The sequence below is a fragment of the Spirosoma terrae genome (assembly GCF_010435915.1).
Taxonomy (GTDB): Bacteria; Bacteroidota; Bacteroidia; order Cytophagales; family Spirosomataceae; genus Spirosoma; species Spirosoma terrae.
The window spans coordinates 14,412-36,177 of record NZ_JAAFZH010000015.1; the positions used below are offsets into that span (position 1 = coordinate 14,412).

Here is a 21,766-nt window from a genome sequence, read left to right on the forward strand (position 1 = left end):
ATTACCGAATTAACAATCAACCCATTATAAATCTGGCATAACACTTGACCAACTTTTTTTCAGGAACTTTAGCGAACCAATAGTATGCTCCGTAATTACATAAAAATCGCCTGGCGAAATCTGCTGCGTAACAAAGCTTTCTCGGCCATCAATATTGTGGGTTTGGCCCTTGGTCTTGCTACGTGTCTGCTGATCAGTCTGTTCGTTCTTGACGAACTAAGCTATGATCGCTTCAACAAGAAAGCCGATCAAATTGTACGCGTCGTTTTTCGGGGAACGATGAACGGTGGGCAGATCAACGAAGCATCTGTCATGCCGCCAACGGCTCAGGCGCTAAAAGCCAGCTTCCCCGAAGTGATGGACGCTACGCGAATCCGCTGGAGCTGGGCTCCTACATTTACCTACAAGGAAAAAACGTTCAAGGAACAAACCGTTGCCTTTGTCGACTCCAATTTTTTCAATGTTTTTACGCTCCCTCTGCTCCAGGGAGACCCTAAAACAGCACTTCTACGTCCCAACACCGCCGTGATTACACAGGCGATTGCCCACAAATACTTCGGCAACGATAATCCAATTGGAAAGGTACTAACGGTTAAAGGCGAACCAACAACATTCACCATTACCGGCCTGATCGATAAGATACCAACGAATTCTCATTTCCATTTCGACTTTTTATTGTCGATGGCTGGCGTAGCAGACTCAAAATCAACCTCATGGATGAGCTCTGGTTATTATACGTATCTGCTTTTACCCGAAAACTATGATTATAAACAACTGGAAGCCAAACTCCCGCAGGTTGTCCTCAAACACATGGGGCCACAAATTCAGCAGGCTTTTGGGATGAGCATGACCCAGTTCCGCCAGAAGGGTAACGATGTGGGCTTTCTGTTACAACCCCTAACCGATATTCATTTACGGTCCAATCTGACGGGTGAAATTGAAGCAAACGGCGACATTCAGTACGTTTATATTTTTGGCGCGGTAGCCATTTTCATGCTATTAATTGCGTGTATCAACTTCATGAATCTTTCTACCGCTGGAGCTTCGAAACGGGCTAAAGAAGTTGGGATTAGAAAGGTTATGGGCTCACTCAAACAAACCCTCGTTAGTCAGTTTCTGATTGAATCGATTCTGTTGACCGGGCTCTCGATGGTGCTGGCTTTCGGTTTCATTTACCTGGCACTACCCGCTTTTAATACCTTATCGGGCAAAGAGTTATCCTTCTCTGGCTCACAAATTCCCGGCCTGATTCTGGCACTTGTTGCGTTCGGCGTATTGGTTGGTGTTCTGGCGGGTAGTTATCCGGCTTTTTTCCTGTCATCGTTTAAACCCGTTACGGTACTGAAAGGCGGAATGGCATCGGTCCGCCGGGCCGGTATCGGACTACGTAGCGGCCTGGTCGTTTTCCAGTTTTTCATCTCCATCCTGCTCACAATTGGTACCACCGTCGTATACCAGCAGTTAAACTATATTCAACACAAAAAACTCGGTTACGATCGCGACCAGGTGCTGGTTGTTCATCAGGCATGGCGATTGGGCCAGCACGAAGATGTGCTTCGAAATCAGTTAGTACAGGATTCGCGGGTGGTCAATGCCAGTATTTCACCCTACCTACCAGCCGGCCCCAGCGATTCAAATAATTTCATTGTTTACGCCGACAATAAAGAAGAGCAGCTCACCAAAACCCTATGTTACAATGTCGATTATCGATATCTGTCCACGATGGGTATGCAACTCGTAGCAGGTCGGAATTTCTCCCCTGAATTTGGTACCGATTCGTCGGGTATTCTAATCAATGAAACAGCGGCTAAAGCGCTGGGCTGGGGCCAGAACGCACTGGGCCATACGCTGACGCGCCCGAATAATGACGGCACTAAATCCACGTATCGAGTGCTGGGCATCGTCAAAGATTTTCACTTCAAATCGATGCACGAACGTATTACGCCATTACTCATGACGCTTGGCAATGGCGGAGGCTACCTCATTATTAAAACGAGACCGCAATCAGTAGCCGGGTTGATCGACGACCTGAAAAAACAATGGGCTCCGCTCGTTCCCGACGAACCCTTTACGTATTCGTTTCTGGATGAGAGCTTCAATAAGACGTATCTGGCAGAAGAAAAAACCGGCCAGATTCTGGGCCTGTTCGCTGGCCTAACCATCTTTGTTGCCTGCCTGGGTTTGTTTGGCTTAGCTACGTTTATGGCCGAGCAACGGACCAAAGAAATTGGCGTCAGAAAGGTATTGGGTGCGTCTGTACCCAGCATTGTCGGCCTTCTTTCCCAGGATTTCCTTAAGCTGGTTGTCATTGCCATACTACTCGCCAGTCCGGTAGCCTGGTATGCCATGAGTACCTGGTTGCAGGCATTCGCCTACAAGATTGATATCCAGTGGTGGATCTTCCTGCTAGCCGGTTTGCTGGCTATTGGTATTGCCCTGCTGACAGTCAGCTTCCAAAGTATAAAAGCCGCGCTAATGAATCCAGTCCGAAGTTTGCGAGCAGAATAACGGGTAACAAAAAGCGCAAAGTATTGTCTACTTTGCGCTTTTTGTTACCTGATTGACAAGGTTTTTATACCTGCGTAACGCGTGGCAATTTTCGGGGGACGGCCCTGGCTGCAATGGGCTTTCTCGTTTTCTCCGGTGCTTTTTTCTTCCGGGTTCTGCCCCACCAGATCATAAACCCTGTTACGGGTAAACTAGCGGTTGTCAGAGCCGCCAACAGCGCAATAATTTTAGTGGGCCACCCAAGCAAACTTCCGGTATGAATCGGGAAAATGACCCGACGAGCCTTGAAACCCTTGGTTTCGTCATCATACAGTCGCTTTTTCACCAAATCGCCGGTTTTATTGTCGAAATAAAGGAAATCGACAATATTGCTGATAGCTGCTTCGTCGTTACTTTTCGATACGGTAACGGCCAGACTATCTTTGTCCGGCATTGTCAACGTAACGAGTCCCGTATTGGGTAGCAATCGGTTTGTTTCCGTATAAATCTTCTCAAAAAAAACAGCTTGCTTCACAACTGCGGCTGTTGGATTAGCCGGAGCTTCCCGCTTGGTTTGGGGCTTCCCGTCAAAGGCATAAAAGAGCAGGTTATTAACCCACTTATAGCTCCAGATAAGCCCGGTCGAGGCAATCAGGAACGTGAAAGGTACTACGTAAAAGCCCAACACGGCGTGTAAATCCCAGTTAAGACGCTTAAACGACGCATCCCATTTTACCCTGAACCGTTGCTTCCGGTTTTTCCGATTCGGCCACCAGAGCACCAGCCCCGATAGCATAATAATCAGAAAGGAACAACACGAAATACCGGTAATTACCTTTCCTGTATCGCCCATGCACAGATACCGATGCAGACGTATCACCACGGCAAAGAACGAATCCTGTTCTACACGACTGTCAACCACCTGCCCGGTGTAGGGATCAACCGCCACTGAGAGTAGATCTTTTTCTTTTTTACTCTGCTTTAAGGCTACAATCACCGTCCGATCGGGGTAGGGCTCGACAAGAATTCGGCCCACCTTTTTATCAGGAAACGCTTTTTGCGCACTGGATACGATAGCATCGAGTGGCAGCCGATGCGCGCCTTCCACTACGTCGACCTTGTGAAAACGAGGATAGAGAACAGGCTCCAGCTCATCCTCAAAAACCAGCAACGAGCCTGTCAGGGCCACTATAAAAACTACAAGGCCGGAGCCGAGCCCCAGCCATAAATGTAGTTTCGCCATAATGGTTTTAGCGATCTTGATCACAGTATCAGTCAATCAGGTTGTATGCAGCATTAGAACGTATAGGATACGGTTGCCATGAAATTGCGGGGAGCTCCCGGAAATAACCGGAGATAATCATAACCACCCACCCAGTACGTTTTATTCGCTAAGTTATTTAGATTAATTTGAAATTGGAACTTTTCAATCTTGTAGTAGACGGCCGCGTTTAGGAGCAAATAGCTCGGAATTGTCTGGGCATTATTGAGCGACAGATTCCGTTCACCCACGTAATTCCCCCCCAAACCGAAACCCAAACCATTCAGACTGGAGCTGATCAGCGTATATTTTGTCCAGAAACTTCCCTGATTTGTCGGTGCATTGGGCTTTTGCAGATTCACCAGAGCCTGGTCGGCTGGACGGCTACCCGCATCCGTAATCCTGGCATCGTTGTAGCTATACGTAACAATCAGGTTCCAGTTTGGCAGAATATTGCCCGTTACGTCGAATTCCACGCCTTTTGCCCGCTCCTCGCCAATCTGAATCATCAGGTTTGGGTTATCAGCCGCATTGGCCGAATACAACGTATTGGTTTGCGTAATGTCATACAACGATACGTTGGCCGTCAGTCGCCCGTCTAACCAATCGCTTTTAAGTCCCACTTCGGTCAGGCTGCTACGTATCGGATCAAATGGTCCACCCGACGTTGGATCGCTTTGGACGGTTGCATCTTGTGGATTGTAGCCTTTCGTATACGTACCATACAGGTTGATATGTTTGTTTACGGCATACACAACCCCAATACGTGGCAACAAAGCATGCTGCGTGACGTTCGTTTCGTTGCTGGTCGTAAACCCTTTTTTGTCGACATACGTATCATACCGTAGGCCAAGCAGAAGCTGCAAACGGTTCAATTTCAACTGTTCCTGCAGGTAAATACCATGTAACGAATAAAAAACGGGCGTAGTAGCTGCATTGGCCGTTACGTTGTAGATGTATTTCGACGGATCTTCGAGCTGGTTATTCTGGAGTGTCAGGTCGTAGGAAGGAACGTTTGGCTTAGGAATGCTCCGCGTAACGCCGTTGTTGGTGTAAGTATAAAACTGATACAAATCCGGGCGTCTTGCGTTATAGGCCGCAGCCCCTCCCGCCTTCAGCAGATACCCATTGGCGGTTTGCTGACCAGATCCTTTGGGTGTGCTGGACTGGATATAATCATACCCAAATACAAACTTGTGTTCGGCCCGGCCCGTATTGACATTATGGTTCAGAAACAGCGAAACGTTGTCCATGAACGATTTGGTTTTCCGGATAAATACCTGCCGGGCCACGAGATTATCGATGGCGGCTCCGGCCGAATCTACCGCGTTGACATTACTGCTCCGGTGTTCCAGCAGATCTTCCGAATAACCCGTCCGCAAATAGGCAATATTGAACGATGTATGCTGGCTGAACTGATGGTTCAGCGACGTAGTAATCAGATAGGTTTCTTCTTTCAGGTAATCATTAACGGCGTTCAGCGACGTAGCAATGGAGCTGGAATAGAGGTCGTTGCCTTTTACGGACTGTCCCCGATCTAACCGGCTGTCTGAATTGTTATACACCAGATCGAAGTTGATGCGGGTTTTGTCAGTCGGCAGGAACGAAACAGATGGAGCAATGATCAGATTCTTATCAAACTGAAGATTCCGGAAATTCTGAGCATTCACATAACCAAGATTCAGCCGGTATAACAGCGTCTTGCTATCGTTCATGGGACCAGTGAAATCGGCCAGCACGCGCATCGTATTGAAACTACCGGTGGTGAACATCAACGATTTCTGGGGAGTCGTCAATGGTTTTTTCGTGACACGGTTAAGCGTGCCACCCGGCGACGTATTACCGTACAACGCCGACGCTGCTCCTTTGATCACCTCAACCCGTTCCAGGTAATTGACGGGTGGTTGTTTCCAGAATCCTGAAAATGTCCGCAGACCGTTGAACAACTGCGTAGTACTTCCCCCGTTCATCCGGAATCCACGAATAGTCAGGTCATCGTAAAACGTAAACTGATTTACACCACTCATATTCTTCACCGCGTCGCCCATCGTAAAAGCGCCCTGATCACGCAGCACTTCTTTCGTTACGTAGCTAATAGCCTGTGGTACGTCGCGGATAGGCGTAGCGGTTTTGCTGGCAATGAACGATACGTCATTCTTATATGTAGTTTCCCGACGACCCAGGATCTCGACGGTCTGCAGCTGTTTAGCATCTTCGCGCATGGTCAGATTCAGCGTAGATGTTTCATTGCCTCGAACCGTTACTTTACGTTCAAGGGTTTGTAAACCCACTCCTGATGCCACTAGCTGATAGGTTCCATCGGCTAGCCCAGCCAGTGTAAACTCCCCCGACTCAGCGGTGGTTATGCCTTTATCTGTACCTTTTACGGCAATATGGATCAGCTCCAGCGGCTCATTATTCTCGTTCGAAACGCGCCCTTTTATACTTCCTGTCTGGGCCAAAACCAGTAGGGCATTGATGGAAAGTAAACATGTAAAAAAGAGTTTCATCTATAGCAGCTCCTTGTGTTAGAATGATTGGTCGCTGCAAAATTAAGTTTATTTAGAATAATTTTAAATAAACTTCAATACTTCGTAGAAAATACTTGGATAGTCTAATTTCTATCCCAAAAGAAAAATGCCGCACATCCTAAACGGGTATGCGGCATGTACCGATAGAGATTAAAAAGACGAGTTAACGGCGTCCAGAATGCGGGTTGTCGGCCCGTTTGTTTCCAGCCCGATTCCCAGCACCTGCACTTCTATTATCGCGCCGGAATGACTGATTGCCTGATGAACTAGTTGATCTTCTTTGCCCATTTTGGCTATTGCGGTTGCCATTCTTTCGGCCCTGCCCCTGCTGTGACGTGGGGAATGTAACAGCATTCGCTGATACGTTCAGCACGTAAGGGTGATCATTGATAACGGGAACCTGCTTGCCAATCAGCTTATGAATATCTTTCAGGAACGCGGTTTCTTCGGCATCACAAAAAGACAAGGCGATACCATTATTACCTGCTCTACCCGTCCGGCCAATCCGGTGAACATAAGTTTCCGGCACATTGGGTAGCTCATAATTAATTACGTGCGACAGCTCATCGACATCGATACCACGAGCAGCAATATCTGTGGCCACCAACACGCGCGTTTGACGCGATTTAAAGTTCGACAGTGCACGTTGGCGGGCGTTCTGCGATTTGTTTCCGTGAATAGCTTCGGCCTGAATGCCTGCTTTCATCAGGTCTTTCGCTACTTTATCGGCCCCGTGTTTTGTCCGGGCAAATACCAGCGCCGACTCAATTTGCTCGTCGTTCAATATATGAACCAGCAGCTTGCGTTTGTTGTCTTTATCGACAAAATAGACAGCCTGCTGAATAGTGTCGGCCGTCGATGAAACGGGAGTCACTTCAACCTTGGCCGGTGTGTTGAGAATGGTATCGGCAAGCTTCGCTACGTCGGGCGGCATAGTTGCCGAAAAAAACAGCGATTGCCGACGCTCAGGCAAGCGAGCGATTACTTTTTTGACATCGTGGATAAAGCCCATGTCGAGCATTCGGTCGGCTTCATCCAGCACAAAAAACTGTATATCCCGCAGCGACACAAGGCCCTGACTCATCAGGTCAAGCAAACGTCCGGGCGTAGCCGTCAGAATATCGATCCCGCTTTTGAGTGTATTCACCTGACCGTGCTGCGACACACCGCCAAAAATAACCGTATGGCGCAAATCAAGATGGCGGCCGTATGCCTTGAAACTATCATCGATCTGAATAGCCAGCTCACGGGTTGGCGTGAGAATCAGCGCTTTGATACGCCGGGGAGCTCTAGGGTTCTTATATTTATCTTCGCTAAGTAATTGCAGAATCGGAATCGCAAAAGCAGCTGTTTTGCCAGTACCTGTCTGAGCACAGCCCAGCAAGTCACGTTGGTTCAACAGAATGGGTATAGCTTGTTGCTGAATGGGTGTCGGCGTAGAATATCCTTCTTCGGCCAGCGCCTTCAGGATGGGATCAATTAATGATAAGTCAGAAAATTGCATGTATTGATTTGGCGTTGAGTATCGATCTTTCTGAATGGAATCCAGGGAGGTGTATAACACGTTTTCTTCCAACCGACAACGCCTACAAAGAAGTTATAGCCTTATAACCCCACCAGATCAAATAAAGTGCCATAAACAAAAAAGGGCTTTTGTGTTTACAAAAAGTATGCACAAAAGCCCTCTCCATATACCGATCTATTTAGTCATAAATACTACCTGCGGTTTTTTCAACGATACCTTTTGGCATCAGCCAGGCCATCAGTTTACCCAGTTTATTAAGCATACCGGTTACGACTTCAGCCTTCCCCGATAAGGTGGCTTCTACCGCCTGTCGGGCTACTTCCTGGGGAGTCATATTGACCTGCTTAGCCGCTTTTCTTCCTTTCTCCCCTATTTGTGCCCGATCAACAAATGCCGTATCGGTCGATCCTGGACACACACACGTAACAGAAACAGCAGACCGTTTCAATTCCTGCCGTAATCCGCGACTAAATTGTAACACAAACACTTTTGACGCAGAATACAAGCTTAATCCCGGCACCGCCTGATAAGCCGCCGAGCTACCAATATTCAGGATATACGCCTTAGACTGTTGCTGAAGCTGCGGCAAAAACAAATAAGTCAATTCGACGAGTGCCGTCATATTGAGCTGCATCATATCCAGATGTTCAGCCAACGAATTCTTGACGAATGGACCACTCAGGCCATATCCTGCATTATTAACCAGCATCTGAATCGCGTATTTTTTCCCCTGCAACCACTCAACTACACGTAGCGCAGCCCCGGCCTGTGCCAGATCAAGTGCCAGAAAATCCGTTTTGATACTATACGTACTAGCAAGTCGGCTTGATATATCCTGCAATAAGGATTCCGAACGAGCCACCAGAATCAGGTCAAATTTCCGGCGAGCCAGTTCTTCGGCGATAGCCAGACCAATACCTTTACTGGCTCCCGTAATAAGGGCGTAAGCCATAAGTGAGTTTTTCAGTTTACAGTTTATGATTTTCGGCTTATAGTGGCTGACGCCAGTTACTTTCTAACGCGTCAGCCACTATAAGCCGAAAACTATAAACTCTAAACTTATATGTTGACTTTCGAAATGAACCGGTGGTAGAAAGGCGTTTTGCTATTTTCGTTCTTAGGCATGTATTTACCCGTTACAACCGGTACGTACATCACCCGGCGACGGCTTGCTTCGCCAAAGTGTGGCGATTGCTGAGCCCGGTGCCAAAGCCGACCATCGTGAACGCTAAGGTCTCCGGCATTGATATCGAATCCGATTTCGTGTTTATCGGGGTCGTTATCAACAAAATACCGTTTCCGGAACAGCATCTTGAATAAGCCCTGCTTGTGCGTACCAGGAATAACCCGCAAACCGCCGTTTTCGTAAGGAGTTGGATTGAGGTGGATACCTACGTTCAGCATCGGCATGATACGTTGGCCAAGGAAGATATCGCGCGGGCTATCTGTATGCCAGCCCATTTGCGAAAACTTGCTGTTTGGCGTCCGAACGTAGTGATTCAGGATCAGGCCATCCTTCTCAATTTCGGCAATACGTCCTTCGTAGGGTTGCAGCAGATCAACAACGGCCTGCAAACGAGGATCCTGCAGGAATTCGTGCAACGCGGTGCTATGCTGCGAGAGGAAACACATCCGCTGAATCATTGGATTGCCAAAATCGTCCTGTCCAAACTTCAACGGCACCCCATTGACTTTGTCACGACCTTCGGCCAGCCACTCTTTCTCGATACGCTCAACTTCACTGATAAATAACTTGACCGTTTCGGGGTGAATAAAATTACGAAAAACTATAACGCCGTGTTTGTTGAAAAACTGACGTTGTTCTGGGGTAATCGTTTCGCCCAGCGTAAAGGGCGGTAAATCAATTTTGCTCATATCGGTGGTTTACAGTTCGGGGTCTCCGCTTAGGGTGTCAACCAACAGCTGCGCCCATTCAGGCAAGGATAAACAAGATGGTTTATTTTAATCCCCAAATCTACTAAATTTACAATTTTCAGATTGCATAAAAAGCATTTAATTAATCTGAGTTTAATTAAATGTGTCGTTTCGGTTTACCCTTCCTGTGTAAAGCGAGCTACTACTTCTCCTGTTAATCAGTATATTAAATAGTCTTATATCCTGATGATCTTAGGCTAAAAATCGCCCAACTGGCTTTCTTCTAGGCATTTTATTAACCTATCATCCACCATCAAAAACAACAAGTGCCCTTTAATCTCCTTTAGCACAGGAACTATAGTTAGTTATCGGATCAAAAGCCAACCACTACATATTACGTGTCTAAAACACATATTCTGGTTTTATACTCACTACGTAGGCAATTTATTGCACTATTGGTTGACAGGAAATAGTTTTCGGGTGAACGGTGTATTTTGGGGTATAAACTGTTCAGAAAAGTTCTTTTTCTGAATACGTTACGTTTACACAGAACTCTATTTTACCGGCGCTTTTCGATCAACAGGATGTTCTACGTTATTCCATCCGCTCAATGCCAGTCTTTTCCCTACCCAATAAAGCGGATACGTAAAAACAAAAGCACCTAGTACGTCAACTGTATAATGGACGTGCTGAACAAGAAGGAGTCCGCCCACTATAACCGAACCGATCAGCACCAGTAAGCGATCCCATTTACGGCGCAGACACAGAAATATGAGCAAAATAGTGGACGTATGGCCCGAATAAAACAGGTCTTTGGTAATATACGTTTTGCCATAAAACGCATTACTGATCGGATCGATCAACGGAATCAAACCAACTGGCGGATTGAGTGGAACCAGATTAATACTTAGCATCCGCGACAAGCTAACAATGATGTAGCCATACACAAATAGCATAAATATGGCTGGACTGAATCGTGCACGAATCACGAGCAGCAGAGCCGATGCCCAGATAATCAAGAATATCCACAGCGACACATCGTGCGGGGGCAACTGGTTCAAAACCCAGTCATTCAAAACGGGACCCGTATGTTGTTCAATAGTCTGAAAAAAGTACGGGAATCCTAGTAGCAGCGTAATAATACCTACTAAGCCGATAAAAAACTTTCGTCGGAAAATTCGGGATTGCCAGGCGGTTTGCCAGATTAAACCGCCGGTCGGATTGGGAGAGAGAATAGACATTAGAGCCAGAAAGGGCGCATAAAAACTTTACTAAAAATTGATCGGAAAACTCACAAATGGCGGTATTAGTTCGAAAAGCACCACCTGAATCTATGTTCACTTATCAACTGATATAGTCAGTTTACCCGATTCCATTGGGTTTGCGTTTATCCAATGATGTAATACGTAATGCGCAAAAGAATGTTTAATTGAGAACGAAATACGAGTCGTCGGTCAACCAGTACGCTACGTTGACGACAGCCAATCTATACCATCAAAAGGCGCCAAACGCCCGAAATCAGCAGCAACAGCAACCCAACCGGGGTCAATACTTTCCAACACAGAAACATCATCTGATCGACGCGAATTCGCGGAAATGTCCAACGAACCCACATCTGTAAAAGCACCGCTAAAAACACCTTTGACAGCAGCCAGAAACCAGCCGTTACGTTCCCCCAGATAGTGCCAGGCTCTCCGCTGGTCCAGTCGGCTAAACGAACGGGACCTATATTCGGCAGCGGTGTATTCCAGCTTCCCAAAAACAGAATGGCTCCCAGAAACGATACGAGAAGCATCATAGCGTACTCCGATAAGTAAAGCAAGGCAAACCGCATTCCCGAATACTCGGTATGAAATCCAGCGACAATCTCTGACTCACCTTCGGGTAAATCGAATGGAGCCCGGTTAGACTCAGCCAGCGTACAGATGAAGAAGATAACGTAGGCAATCAGCAGAAACGGATTCCTGACAATGTTCCAGGTAAAGATTCCTCCCCAGTTTGTTACGTCGATTCCCAGTGCCTTAAGCCCAAATAAATAATTGGTATCGCCACTAAAAATCCCCTGCTGAAAGCTAATTTCCTGTAGGTTGAGCGTCTGGCAAATCATGACGGCACACAGGATGGTCAGGCCCAGCGGAATTTCGTAGGAGATGATCTGAGCAACTGAACGCATGGCGCCAAACAGCGAATATTTGTTATTCGACCCCCACCCTGCCATCAAGATGCCAACCACATCGAAGGAAACGATAGCCATCAGATAAAACACCCCTACGGCAGCCTCCGATCCCTGTAAATCAGGTGTCAGCGGCAGCACGGCAAAACCGGCAAATACCGAAGCAAAAATAACGGCAGGTGCCATCAGAAATAACTTCCTGTCGGCGGCTGCCGGAACAATGTCTTCTTTCTGAAGCAGTTTCAGCAGATCGGCAAAGAGCTGTAGCAACCCCCACTTTCCCGTTTCCATCGGCCCAAGGCGATCCTGCATAAAAGCAGATACCTTACGTTCCGTATAAACACCGACAACAACAAAGCCGGAGGCAATCGCAAGAAAGAGGGGGAGAGCAAGCATGGATTGAGGAAAATGTAGAGACGCAAGGTATTGCGTCTCTAAACAACTAAAATTCGGCCGATTTTGGAGCCCGTGGGAATGGTATTACGTCGCGAATGTTACCCATGCCCGTAACGAACAACACCAGTCGCTCGAAACCCAGCCCAAAGCCAGCGTGCGGAGCCGACCCGAAGCGACGAGTATCCAGATACCACCACAGGGCTTCCGGCTCAATGCCAACTTCCTGCATACGAGCCACCAGCTTGTCCAGATCGTCTTCGCGCTGAGAGCCACCGATAATTTCGCCAATCCCAGGAAATAGTACGTCCATGGCCCGAACGGTTTTTCCATCAGCATCCTGCTTCATATAGAATGCTTTGATCTCACGTGGATAGTTGGTCAGAATAACTGGTTTTTTGAAGTGTTTCTCAACCAGATACCGCTCATGCTCCGACTGAAGATCGACACCCCACTTTACTTCATACTGGAACTGCCCTTTTTTGGCTGGTTTGGAATTCACCAGAATATCGATGGCTTCGGTATAGGTCAACCGGACAAACTCGTTGCTGATCACAAACTGCAGTTTTTCCAGCAAACCCATTTCACTCTGCTCTTCCTTCTTCCTGGTCTTCTCTTCTTCTTTCAGTCGATTGTCCAGGAAGGCAAGATCATCAGCGCAATGCTGCACGGCATACCGAATAACCGTTTTCACAAAGTCTTCGGCCAGGTTCATGTTATCTTCCAGTTCATGGAAAGCCATTTCGGGCTCAATCATCCAGAATTCTGCCAGGTGACGGGTGGTGTTTGAGTTTTCGGCCCGGAAGGTTGGTCCAAACGTATAGATCTTGCCCAACGCCATAGCGCCCAGCTCACCTTCCAGCTGACCCGATACGGTTAGGTTTGTCTCACGACCAAAGAAATCCTGGCTGTAATCGACCTTCCCCTCTTCCGTCAACGGCGGCTTGATTGCGTCCAACGTAGTGACCCGAAACATTTCGCCCGCTCCTTCGGCATCCGAAGCCGTTATGATCGGGGTGTTGAGGTAATAAAATCCGTTATCGTTAAAATACTGATGAACTGCAAAAGCCAGCGCGTGCCGAACGCGCAGAATGGCACTGAACGTATTGGTACGCGGGCGCAGGTGGGCAATCTCCCGCAGAAACTCCAGCGAGTGGCGTTTGGGCTGCAACGGGTATTTCTCAGGATCGGCGGAGCCATAAATCTGCACATTGGCAATTTTGACCTCAACGGCCTGCCCGGCCCCCTGCGATTCAACGAGCTGTCCGGTAATGGCCACGCAGGCTCCCGTAGTGATCAGCTTCAGCGTATCTTCAGCGAGCTGTCCTGTTTCGGCAACGGCCTGAATATTATGAATGGTCGAACCGTCGTTGATAGCGACGAATACGGCGTTCTTACTTTCGCGCTTGGTGCGGACCCACCCTTTGATGGTCACATCGGTGCCAACAGGTGCTTGTTTTAAAACTTGCTGAATCGGTAAATAACTCATACGTAAACGGCGACCGGATTATTCGGTGCGCAAAAATACGTATTGTCCCCGGAATCGCCCACTGTAATTAATCGGGAAGCTCGGTTATCAGCGTTCACTATCCAATACGTATAGGGTTTACCGAAATCATTCTCTACAAACTACTCTTTTGTGAAACCCTATCCATCCAAAAGTTCTACAAAGCAAAAAAAGTTAACCTATTTAGGTCAAAACTTATTGATTGTCAACATATTTATCGACATTTACATAGCAGCCGAAACATTCCGGGCCGCTTTACCACACAGTTCGTCGCACCTACTGGTGACTCTCGTTAAGAAACGATTCTCACAGGTTTCTGGCAATCAGAAATTTTAGCGAATTCTCTGGACAAACCAACAAACTACTTCCTCAACGTAACTAACCATGTTTCAAACTGATCAATCTACTTTTGCTTTCGAGGTCATTAATTACGAGACCCCACAGGGTGGACGGTCGCAGGAAGATAAAAATCTGCTGCTTACCTACCTGCAACTCGTCGATAAGGGAAATCGGTGGGAAACCATTGCACCTATTCTTCACACCTGGGAACTTCATCGGTTCAAAGGCTGGCTAAGCGATATACTGCTCAACCGGCAGTCAGCTACCATCCTGACGATTTCAGAACCCTGTATCGCCATCCACCTCAAAGACGTATCACCGAACGGTCAAAAATTTACGTTCTGCTTTTTGCTTTCCTACGAAGCCATTCCCCCCTGGTCTGATACATCGCTCGATGAACCCTATCCACTTTTTATTGAATGCGACCGGCAGGCTGTGCTCGAAGCTATTGGCTTTTTATCCAATCAATTGACTCAGTTTCCAGTCCGCTAGACCACGTAGTTCTGGCACTTTCTTTTTCTGAGGAGGCTATTTTTTTAGTAAAAGGTTATTTCCTGACTAGTGATTTAGCATTTAAATCATATAACTTTCGAGTCATATATCGGTGAGTATGCCCAACGGATTGTCTCCCCGTTTGCCTGAAAGCTGATGGCTTAGTCAAAAGCGAACTTACCGATCAGTCAGTCACTTCATATTTCCCTTTACGTTTCAGATGCCTTTAACGCTCTACATCGTTCGACACGCTAAAGCCGAAGATCGATCCGTTTTTATGACAGACCACAGCCGTGAACTAACTTCAGATGGAATTATGGCGGCTGCCCGCATCGGGCGTTATTTACGTAGCAAAGGAGCCCAGCCTGCTGCCATCGTAAGCAGTACGGCTCCCAGAGCCAAAGACACCGCCAAGGTTATTGCCGAACAACTCGACTTCGATATAGCTCACATTCGTCTGATCGATGCGTTGTACGAAGGAGGACCAAAGGCGTATCTGGCTGCGGTCAACGCATTCCCTGCCGATGCTACGTCGGCCATGATTGTTGGACACAACCCCGACGTAACGTATTTCGCCGAATTTCTGACCCATCAGAGCGTGGGTTCAATGAGCAAAGGAGCCGTTGTAGCCATTACCTTTGCCGACGTAACGTGGGCCGAAGTATCAGGCCGAACGGGTAGTATAGCCTTTGAAATAGCCCCTAGAGAGCTACCAAAGGATTTGTAAAATAGACGTAGACTAACAATCTTTGGCAGTTATCAGCGCGTTTATCTACGTATCGTATCTCATTCATCCGTGAACCGTAATCGTCGCATTTTCATTATTGTTTTCATCGTCTTCACGGCGATTGTTATTCTATTTGCCATTGATATGGCCAGCCGCACCACCGCTCCCTGGAATAAAAAACGAGAGCTGGAACGGGCGCTTCCGGTACCCAAAGATGGCACGGCGATTGACACGACCGTAACCGACGACGATACGTTGCTTGCTCCCAAATAAGTATGCTTTCTTTATCAGGCGTTCATCATATTGCTATCATTAGTTCAGACTACGAGCGGTCTAAACAATTCTACGCACAAATACTGGGCCTCACGATTCTGAACGAAGTGTATAGGGCCGAACGCCAATCCTACAAGCTTGATTTGGCCCTGAACGATCACTACGTTATTGAGTTGTTTTCCTTCCCGAATCCGCCGAAACGTCCCTCCCGCCCCGAAGCCGCTGGCCTCCGGCACCTGGCGTTTTCTGTCGCCGATCTGGATGCAGCGATCGCACATCTAAATCAGCATGGCGTTGATACAGAACCCATTCGTGTCGATGAACATACGGGCCGGCGTTTTACTTTCTTCGCCGACCCTGATGATTTACCGCTGGAGTTGTATGAAGTGTAGTGTCAGCTAATAAGCGTAACGTTAAAGAGCATTCGTCAACGCATCCACGAAAGCATCAACATCAGCAGCTGTATTGTACAGATGGGGAGCGATTCGGAGCACACGGGCACGGGCTGAAACTGATACGTTCCGTGCCAGCAGGGATTGCTGAACAGCTGTCGGTTCGGCGCGCTCGGGCAGCCAGAGTCCAACCAGGTGTTTGCTACGTCCCCGGCTATCATTAATCGGCTCGACCCGACAGCCCAGCTCTTCCAGAACAGGCCAGGCTTTTTCCATCAGCGTATTGGTGTAGGTCTGGATGCGATCGGGTTGCCAGTCGATAAGCTGCGAAAGTGATGCTTCCAGCATGGGCATCAGCACAAAATGCGTATGCTCGCCAACATTATAGCGATACGCTTTCGGGCGGTATGCAGGCTGGTAGTCCGTCAGGCGATGAAACAAATTACTTTCCAGTCGATTCATCCAGCTTTCTTCGAGAGGAATACCCTCATCGAAAGCAGGGCCGTAATATGCCAATCCCAGCGAATAAGGGCCCATCAGCCATTTATACCCGGCGCAGATGAGCGCATCCGGCTGGATAGCCAACCAATCGAACGGCAATGCACCAACCGATTGAGTGCCGTCAATGGCAAACCACGCCCCTACCTCACGGGCTCGCTGCCCAACCGCTTCCAGGTCAAACCGAATGCCATACATCCAGTGAACAGCGGGCACAACCACCAGCGCCGTATCCGCATCAATTGCATCCAGTAAGCGTTCATTCCAGAGCGCTCCCTTCGGAAACTCCTCGGGCATGGGTACCGTTTTGATCGTCAGATTCAGCTCATGGCAAACCCGATCCCAGGCGTACACATCGCTCGGAAATTCACTGTCGACCAACACGATGGACTGCCCCGCTCGAATACCAGCCTTACGAAACAGATTCCGGGCCACCACTGCCATTCCATACGATACGGACGGAATCACCGCAATCCGATCAGGGTCAGGATTATTGATCAGGGTAGAAAATAAACCACGGACCCGTACCGCTCCCGAAAAAAAATCGTCGGGTCGTAACCCAAAGGGGTTTTGTTCCCGACTAATAGCATCATGGCCAGCCTGTTCTACCAAACGGCTTAGCGGAGCGCGGGTAGCACAGTTGAGGTAGTGTACCTCGTCAGGAAGAGAAAATAGATGTTTCTGGGTAGTAAGAGAGGTTGTATCAGCGACTTGCATAAACATTCGTTTGTGAATAGACCAAACCGTGTCAGTACGTCTGGCACGAGGTTTGTTCCATCAATCAAAGAACGCTACTACAATGTAACGTTTATGCAAATTTTATTAGGCATAGGTTCCCGCGTTTCCCATACAGATTATGGCGATGGGGTTATTATTAACCTGAAAGCCAGTGGTTACACCATAACTTTTTTTGCAGCATGGCGTAAAAGTAATCAACTTCGATACACCTCTTACGGTCATTGAAGCGATTGAACCCGATGGCGACCTGGTTAGCCTGTTCGACGTTGAACAAGCCCTGACCCGAATTCTCCAGCGCTGGGTCGATCAGACCGAAGTAGTGCCCTTAGGCGATAAGTGGAAAGGAGGCAAACTGATCCTGAAACCAGGACGTACCGACTTAGCCCAGAAAGAAATTCCGATCGATACGTTCTTTCATAAAATCGTTATGGTACGCGATCGACTTCGGGTTCTGGAGCAGCGAGTTAACGCTAGCAATCTGGACGACGAAGAAAAAGTGAATATTCAGCAATATATCACGAAAATATACGGCAGCCTGACCTCGTTCAACCTGTTGTTCAAGAATCAGCATCAGCAGTTTTCGGGTGAGAAAACGCTGGCCGACGCATAGTACTATTTCTTGTAGTTTTGGGTTAGTAGGTTAAAGCTCCCCGCTATTAGTTTGATAGCGGGGACTTTTTTGAAAACAAAACTACCAGACCATGACGTTGAACATGATTCTTATCTAACAATTGACTCTACCCCCGCCCCCTAAAGGGGAAGAGTTTATCCGTGAATTTCTCCCCCTTTAGGGGGCGGGGGGGAGAGTCAATCGAAGAAAACTTAACAGCCCGTTCCCAGAAGGAAGCTTGCTCTACGAATAAAGCCCCCTTCAAGGGGTTGGGGGTATTTTCAGACAGATTAAAACCGACCGAACTCTTCATAAACGTCGAACGGATTTCGCCCTTCGGCCATTGCCTGCCGACTTTTGGCTTCGCTGGCAAACCACTCTTCTGCCAGCTCAAGAACCTGAATGGTTAGCTCCTGAGGAACCACCACAACACCATCATTATCACCGAAAATGTAATCGCCGGGTGTTACTTTCAATAATCCGTCCATACCTTTTACATAAATCGGGATCTGATAATCAACCACCATAAATCGCCCAAAAGCCTCCACGGGGTTCCTGAAACGGCAGAATGTTGGGAAGCCCATGTCGATGAGGTAATTAGAATCGCGCGTTGATCCGTCGATTACCGCTCCTACGCAACCATGAGCCGCAGCGGCCGTAGCCGAAATCTCCCCAAATTGCCCACACGACGTATCACCCTGCGTATCCCGGATTTGGACTACGCCGGGAGTCATGCTTTTAAACATACCAAGTCGGATATCGTGCACTTTTTCGTCGCGACTGGGCGTAGCAATGCCATGTGCCGTAAAGGCCGGTCCGGCCACTTTCATGGAATGAGTTAGCGGATAGATTCCGCTGGACATACATTGACTGTGGTAGCCCATATGCTCGAGGGCATCGGAAACCAGCCCCGCGTACAGTTTCAGATACCGGCTCTGAATTTCCTGCCAGTCATAGTTAACTTCAATTTTCCGAATAGGATACGAATTTGTGATCACTTCCATGTGTATTCCAGTTTAGTGTGTTCTAGTTGGTTTATTGGATTTTAAGGATTCCTTTCAAAGGGGTTTTATAGATTATCAGTTGTCCTTTTTCCGCTTCGGTGACCACTAGCCCCAGCTTGCCCGATGGATCAAAAGCGCAGTTGGTTGGATTCTGGCCCGTTACGTTGATTTTTTGAATGACCTTGCCGTCGGGCGATACGACGTGGATATAGCCGGTGCCGTAGACCGCTACGTAGAGGTTGCCATCGTCGCCAAATGCCATGCCGTCGGGACCACCGGGACCATTTGGCCCTTCAACCGCAGCCCAGACTGTAGCGTCGGTCCATTCGCCGGTTTCGGGGTTCCAATTGCCTTTCCAGAGCCGATGTTTGTAAGTTTCGGCCAGCACCAGCGTTTTACCGTCGGCGCTGAATGCCAGCCCATTCGGGAAATATTTTCCGGTCGTAAATTTCTTCACGGTTCCGTCGCGCATACGTATTACGGCATAACCCGTTGGTTCCTGACGCGATTCACCGGGGCAGGTAAACAGTAGATTTCCCGACGAATCGAAAGCCAGATCGTTGGGTTTGTTGAGCGATTCACCGTCAATTTTATCCAGAATGGTTTCGGTTTTCTCGGTGGCTGGGTCGAACCGCCGGATGCTACGTTGCCCTGAATCGCAAAACCAGATTTTTCCCTGTTTATCGATAGCAATGCCGTTCGGGCCACCACCAACGGGAAACCGTTTTAGTTTGCCATTTTTGACCTGAACCAGACTTTCGCCCTTCAATTCAACGGCCCAAAGACTCCCATCAGCCGCAAACGCAGGGCCTTCTGGAAAGCTAAGCCCAGTGGTTAACGTAGCAATTGACGACGAGTTAGGTAATGGATATTGTGCGTGAATCTGCGCGATTTCGCTATCCGACAGCGCCCGGTCGAAAACGGCCAACCCACCTAGCTGCCCAACAAAATCGTTACCGATATTTCCCAGTCGATGAACGGCCCCAACGGTGAAGTCGGCCCCATCGTCGCCCCCATCAAAAATGCCTTCTTCGTACGGATACGGATTACGGTCGGCGCGAGCGTCGAACAGACCGTTACGGTACGATTTAATTTGATGGCCGTCATACGTCATGGCTACAAACGTCCATTCATCGTAGCGAACGGGGGTTTGCCCAATCGATACGTCGACGCACCATTTTTCGCCGGGCGTTGGGCCACCTACTCCCGAAATATGTCCGCACACCTGACTTTTGCTGTCGCGCAGTCGAATGTTCAGAAACAGGCAGTATTGCCGTTTCTTCTGCGTTTCGTTCCACATCCCGGCAATGGCTTCGCACTCCGAATTATCGCGACTTTTGACCTGTCGTTTCACCCAGGCCAGCACGGTTACCTGCGCATTTTTCCCGCGAATGTTCAGACCGGGGCAGTCAGCACGCGGAATGGTTAAGTATTCGTGTTCCTTAATAGCGAGCGAATTAGCCGACAGAACGCCCTCTTTCACAACGGGAATCGGACCGGTTGGCTCCTGCAATACGTACTGAAATTTTCCTTTGGAAAGTAGCGGCTGTTTTCCGGCAAAGTCCCAGATACAGAGCAGATTAGGCACCGATAACAACTCTGATTTTGTGGATAGTGCGTGTGTTACGTTGGTCATCATCAGGCCGCTGAGTAAGGTTGATTGGGTGATAAAATGGCGTCGGTTCATAAACTTGATTCTTTGTCAAGGTCGAAAAAGAGAAAGGCCCCTGCCCAGAGAAACAGACTTCCGAGCACATACACACCCGACAGACTCGCCAGCCCGACGGTTAGCCCAAGCGTTGGTTTCAGTACGCCAAGCAGGTAGGGCGCTATTGAACCGATCAGAAACGCACAGGCCAGCATGAGTCCGTAAGCCGACGACCGAATTTTAGGCGATACCACTTCGTAGAGAGAGGCCACAATGTTGGAGTCGTACCAGCCCCGGAAAATGCCGAACAGAAACAGCGCTACGTAGGTGAGCACTTGGGTTTCGCTCATACTGATGCCGTAAATGAATGGGGCACCTAATAACAGCCCTGTTGCCTGAACGATGAGCCGACTGCGGGGATTCGTTTTAGCGTAATAGTCGGAAATTTTCGCCCCGGACAGTACGCCCAGAAACGCGCCGAGATGGTGGTAGAACAATGCCGAAAATCCGGCATCGGTCAGCGTCATGTTGAACTTATCGACCAGAAACGACGGCATCCAGGTCAGGTACCCGACGTTAACGAACACCATGCAGCCGAAGCCTAGCGTTAGCATGATTACGGTTGGTTTTCGGATAACGATACGTGCCGTTTCGCCTATCTCCGCCAGCATGGGTGTTTGCGCTTCGATGGTTGACGTTACTACATCTTTCGGAATACGGCTGAAGAAAACAAACGCTAGCACAATACCCAGACTACCAAACAGGTAGAAGGCTTTCTGCCAGCCGTAATGCTCGCCAATGTAGCCCGCAATGATGCCACTCAGAATAATACCGAAGTACACTGCTGTCTGATGAAGCGAGAGCGCAAACGAGCGATTTTCTTTATAGTTCTCGCCCAGCAACGCATTGGCCGACGGCGCATAGAACGCTTCGCCACCGCCCGTTGCCACACCCCGTAGCAGAATAAACTGCAACACACTGGAGCAAAAACCCGTCATCAACGTAGCGCATGACCAGAACAGCAGGCAGAAACCGAGGATATTCCGACGCGAAAATCGGTCGCCGATGAAGCCTGCAATCGGAACCAGTAGCCCGTATGTCCAGACAAGCGCCGACGCAATCAGGCCCAGTTCGGCATCGGTCAGGCCGAGGTCTTTCCGAATGAGCGGCAGTACGACGCTGAAAATCTGCCGGTCGGCCTGATTCAGGAAAAACGCCAGCCAGAGCAAGGCCAGTAACTCCCAGCGGAAGCCAGTCGGTTTTTTGGTAAGGGAAGGCAGTGATTCAACCATG

The 21,766-nt window shown here is 48.5% G+C and carries 17 protein-coding genes and 1 pseudogene; 6 read left to right on the plus strand and 12 right to left on the minus strand.

Annotated elements, in window-relative coordinates:
• Nucleotides 1-84: 84 nt before the first annotated feature.
• Nucleotides 85-2,508 carry an ABC transporter permease gene (locus tag GK108_RS24465; RefSeq protein WP_163954155.1) on the plus strand — a complete coding sequence of 808 codons (2,424 nt, stop codon included), beginning with the start codon at nucleotides 85-87 and terminating at the stop codon, nucleotides 2,506-2,508.
• 64 nt (nucleotides 2,509-2,572) lie between these two features.
• Here the strand turns inward: GK108_RS24465 and GK108_RS24470 are convergent, their stop codons facing one another.
• The 8 genes from GK108_RS24470 to asnS form a co-directional block, all read right to left on the minus strand.
• Complete coding sequence (locus tag GK108_RS24470; RefSeq protein ID WP_212592875.1) at nucleotides 2,573-3,730, minus strand: PepSY-associated TM helix domain-containing protein; 1,158 nt, start codon at nucleotides 3,728-3,730, stop codon at nucleotides 2,573-2,575.
• Nucleotides 3,731-3,783: 53 nt separating this feature from the next.
• Nucleotides 3,784-6,258, minus strand: coding sequence for a TonB-dependent receptor (locus tag GK108_RS24475; RefSeq protein WP_163954160.1), 2,475 nt, complete (start codon nucleotides 6,256-6,258; stop codon nucleotides 3,784-3,786).
• Between the two features lie 184 nt (nucleotides 6,259-6,442).
• Nucleotides 6,443-7,783 carry a DEAD/DEAH box helicase gene (locus GK108_RS24480; RefSeq protein ID WP_163954162.1) on the minus strand — a complete coding sequence of 447 codons (1,341 nt, stop codon included), beginning with the start codon at nucleotides 7,781-7,783 and terminating at the stop codon, nucleotides 6,443-6,445.
• Nucleotides 7,784-7,982: 199 nt separating this feature from the next.
• A complete protein-coding gene (locus GK108_RS24485; protein WP_163954164.1) occupies nucleotides 7,983-8,756 on the minus strand; it encodes an SDR family NAD(P)-dependent oxidoreductase in 774 nt (257 codons plus the stop codon).
• 107 nt (nucleotides 8,757-8,863) lie between these two features.
• A complete protein-coding gene (locus GK108_RS24490) occupies nucleotides 8,864-9,679 on the minus strand; it encodes a phytanoyl-CoA dioxygenase family protein (RefSeq protein ID WP_163954166.1) in 816 nt (271 codons plus the stop codon).
• Nucleotides 9,680-10,233: 554 nt separating this feature from the next.
• Nucleotides 10,234-10,920 carry a phosphatase PAP2-related protein gene (locus GK108_RS24495; RefSeq protein ID WP_163954168.1) on the minus strand — a complete coding sequence of 229 codons (687 nt, stop codon included), beginning with the start codon at nucleotides 10,918-10,920 and terminating at the stop codon, nucleotides 10,234-10,236.
• Between the two features lie 245 nt (nucleotides 10,921-11,165).
• On the minus strand, nucleotides 11,166-12,248 hold the full coding sequence (locus GK108_RS24500) for a complex I subunit 1/NuoH family protein (RefSeq protein WP_163954170.1): 1,083 nt from the start codon (nucleotides 12,246-12,248) through the stop codon (nucleotides 11,166-11,168).
• 46 nt (nucleotides 12,249-12,294) lie between these two features.
• Nucleotides 12,295-13,734 carry an asparagine--tRNA ligase gene (gene asnS, locus GK108_RS24505; RefSeq protein ID WP_163954172.1) on the minus strand — a complete coding sequence of 480 codons (1,440 nt, stop codon included), beginning with the start codon at nucleotides 13,732-13,734 and terminating at the stop codon, nucleotides 12,295-12,297.
• A gap of 402 nt (nucleotides 13,735-14,136) precedes the next feature.
• Here asnS and GK108_RS24510 point away from each other — a divergent pair, with 402 nt between their 5' ends.
• From GK108_RS24510 to gloA2, 4 genes are all read left to right on the plus strand, one after another.
• A complete protein-coding gene (locus GK108_RS24510) occupies nucleotides 14,137-14,583 on the plus strand; it encodes a WapI family immunity protein (RefSeq protein WP_163954174.1) in 447 nt (148 codons plus the stop codon).
• 220 nt (nucleotides 14,584-14,803) lie between these two features.
• On the plus strand, nucleotides 14,804-15,310 hold the full coding sequence (locus GK108_RS24515) for a SixA phosphatase family protein (protein WP_163954176.1): 507 nt from the start codon (nucleotides 14,804-14,806) through the stop codon (nucleotides 15,308-15,310).
• Nucleotides 15,311-15,379: 69 nt separating this feature from the next.
• Nucleotides 15,380-15,583, plus strand: coding sequence for a hypothetical protein (locus tag GK108_RS24520; protein ID WP_163954178.1), 204 nt, complete (start codon nucleotides 15,380-15,382; stop codon nucleotides 15,581-15,583).
• 2 nt (nucleotides 15,584-15,585) lie between these two features.
• Complete coding sequence (gene gloA2, locus GK108_RS24525; protein WP_163954181.1) at nucleotides 15,586-15,975, plus strand: SMU1112c/YaeR family gloxylase I-like metalloprotein; 390 nt, start codon at nucleotides 15,586-15,588, stop codon at nucleotides 15,973-15,975.
• A gap of 21 nt (nucleotides 15,976-15,996) precedes the next feature.
• Here gloA2 and GK108_RS24530 read toward each other — a convergent pair whose 3' ends face one another.
• Complete coding sequence (locus tag GK108_RS24530) at nucleotides 15,997-17,190, minus strand: aminotransferase class V-fold PLP-dependent enzyme (protein WP_163954184.1); 1,194 nt, start codon at nucleotides 17,188-17,190, stop codon at nucleotides 15,997-15,999.
• A 93-nt stretch (nucleotides 17,191-17,283) separates the two neighbouring features.
• Here GK108_RS24530 and GK108_RS24535 point away from each other — a divergent pair.
• A pseudogene (locus tag GK108_RS24535) lies at nucleotides 17,284-17,821 on the plus strand (hypothetical protein).
• Nucleotides 17,822-18,111: 290 nt separating this feature from the next.
• On the opposite strand, the gene GK108_RS24540 reads toward GK108_RS24535, so the two are convergent.
• The 3 genes from GK108_RS24540 to GK108_RS24555 are packed head-to-tail and all read right to left on the minus strand — an operon-like array spanning nucleotide 18,112 to nucleotide 21,765.
• Nucleotides 18,112-18,825 carry an RraA family protein gene (locus tag GK108_RS24540; RefSeq protein ID WP_163954186.1) on the minus strand — a complete coding sequence of 238 codons (714 nt, stop codon included), beginning with the start codon at nucleotides 18,823-18,825 and terminating at the stop codon, nucleotides 18,112-18,114.
• A gap of 31 nt (nucleotides 18,826-18,856) precedes the next feature.
• On the minus strand, nucleotides 18,857-20,512 hold the full coding sequence (locus tag GK108_RS31180; protein ID WP_212592876.1) for an SMP-30/gluconolactonase/LRE family protein: 1,656 nt from the start codon (nucleotides 20,510-20,512) through the stop codon (nucleotides 18,857-18,859).
• Entirely contained in the window at nucleotides 20,509-21,765 is a 1,257-nt protein-coding gene (locus tag GK108_RS24555; RefSeq protein ID WP_163954189.1) for a spinster family MFS transporter, read from the minus strand. The genes GK108_RS31180 and GK108_RS24555 overlap by 4 nt, the downstream gene beginning before the upstream one ends.
• Between the last annotated feature and the right edge of the window lies 1 nt (nucleotide 21,766).

Excerpts from the sequence above, each read along its gene's own strand:
- GK108_RS24495 (WP_163954168.1), bottom strand. The coding sequence starts at position 10,920 with ATGTCTATTCTCTCTCCCAATCCGACCGGCGGTTTAATCTGGCAAACC.
- GK108_RS24480 (WP_163954162.1), bottom strand. The coding sequence starts at position 7,783 with ATGCAATTTTCTGACTTATCATTAATTGATCCCATCCTGAAGGCGCTG.
- gloA2 (WP_163954181.1), top strand. The coding sequence starts at position 15,586 with ATGCTTTCTTTATCAGGCGTTCATCATATTGCTATCATTAGTTCAGAC.
- GK108_RS24530 (WP_163954184.1), bottom strand. The coding sequence starts at position 17,190 with ATGCAAGTCGCTGATACAACCTCTCTTACTACCCAGAAACATCTATTT.
- GK108_RS24540 (WP_163954186.1), bottom strand. The coding sequence starts at position 18,825 with ATGGAAGTGATCACAAATTCGTATCCTATTCGGAAAATTGAAGTTAAC.
- asnS (WP_163954172.1), bottom strand. The coding sequence starts at position 13,734 with ATGAGTTATTTACCGATTCAGCAAGTTTTAAAACAAGCACCTGTTGGC.
- GK108_RS24475 (WP_163954160.1), bottom strand. The coding sequence starts at position 6,258 with ATGAAACTCTTTTTTACATGTTTACTTTCCATCAATGCCCTACTGGTT.
- GK108_RS24555 (WP_163954189.1), bottom strand. The coding sequence starts at position 21,765 with ATGGTTGAATCACTGCCTTCCCTTACCAAAAAACCGACTGGCTTCCGC.
- GK108_RS24485 (WP_163954164.1), bottom strand. The coding sequence starts at position 8,756 with ATGGCTTACGCCCTTATTACGGGAGCCAGTAAAGGTATTGGTCTGGCT.
- GK108_RS31180 (WP_212592876.1), bottom strand. The coding sequence starts at position 20,512 with ATGAACCGACGCCATTTTATCACCCAATCAACCTTACTCAGCGGCCTG.
- GK108_RS24490 (WP_163954166.1), bottom strand. The coding sequence starts at position 9,679 with ATGAGCAAAATTGATTTACCGCCCTTTACGCTGGGCGAAACGATTACC.
- GK108_RS24470 (WP_212592875.1), bottom strand. The coding sequence starts at position 3,730 with ATGGCGAAACTACATTTATGGCTGGGGCTCGGCTCCGGCCTTGTAGTT.
- GK108_RS24515 (WP_163954176.1), top strand. The coding sequence starts at position 14,804 with ATGCCTTTAACGCTCTACATCGTTCGACACGCTAAAGCCGAAGATCGA.
- GK108_RS24500 (WP_163954170.1), bottom strand. The coding sequence starts at position 12,248 with ATGCTTGCTCTCCCCCTCTTTCTTGCGATTGCCTCCGGCTTTGTTGTT.
- GK108_RS24510 (WP_163954174.1), top strand. The coding sequence starts at position 14,137 with ATGTTTCAAACTGATCAATCTACTTTTGCTTTCGAGGTCATTAATTAC.
- GK108_RS24465 (WP_163954155.1), top strand. The coding sequence starts at position 85 with ATGCTCCGTAATTACATAAAAATCGCCTGGCGAAATCTGCTGCGTAAC.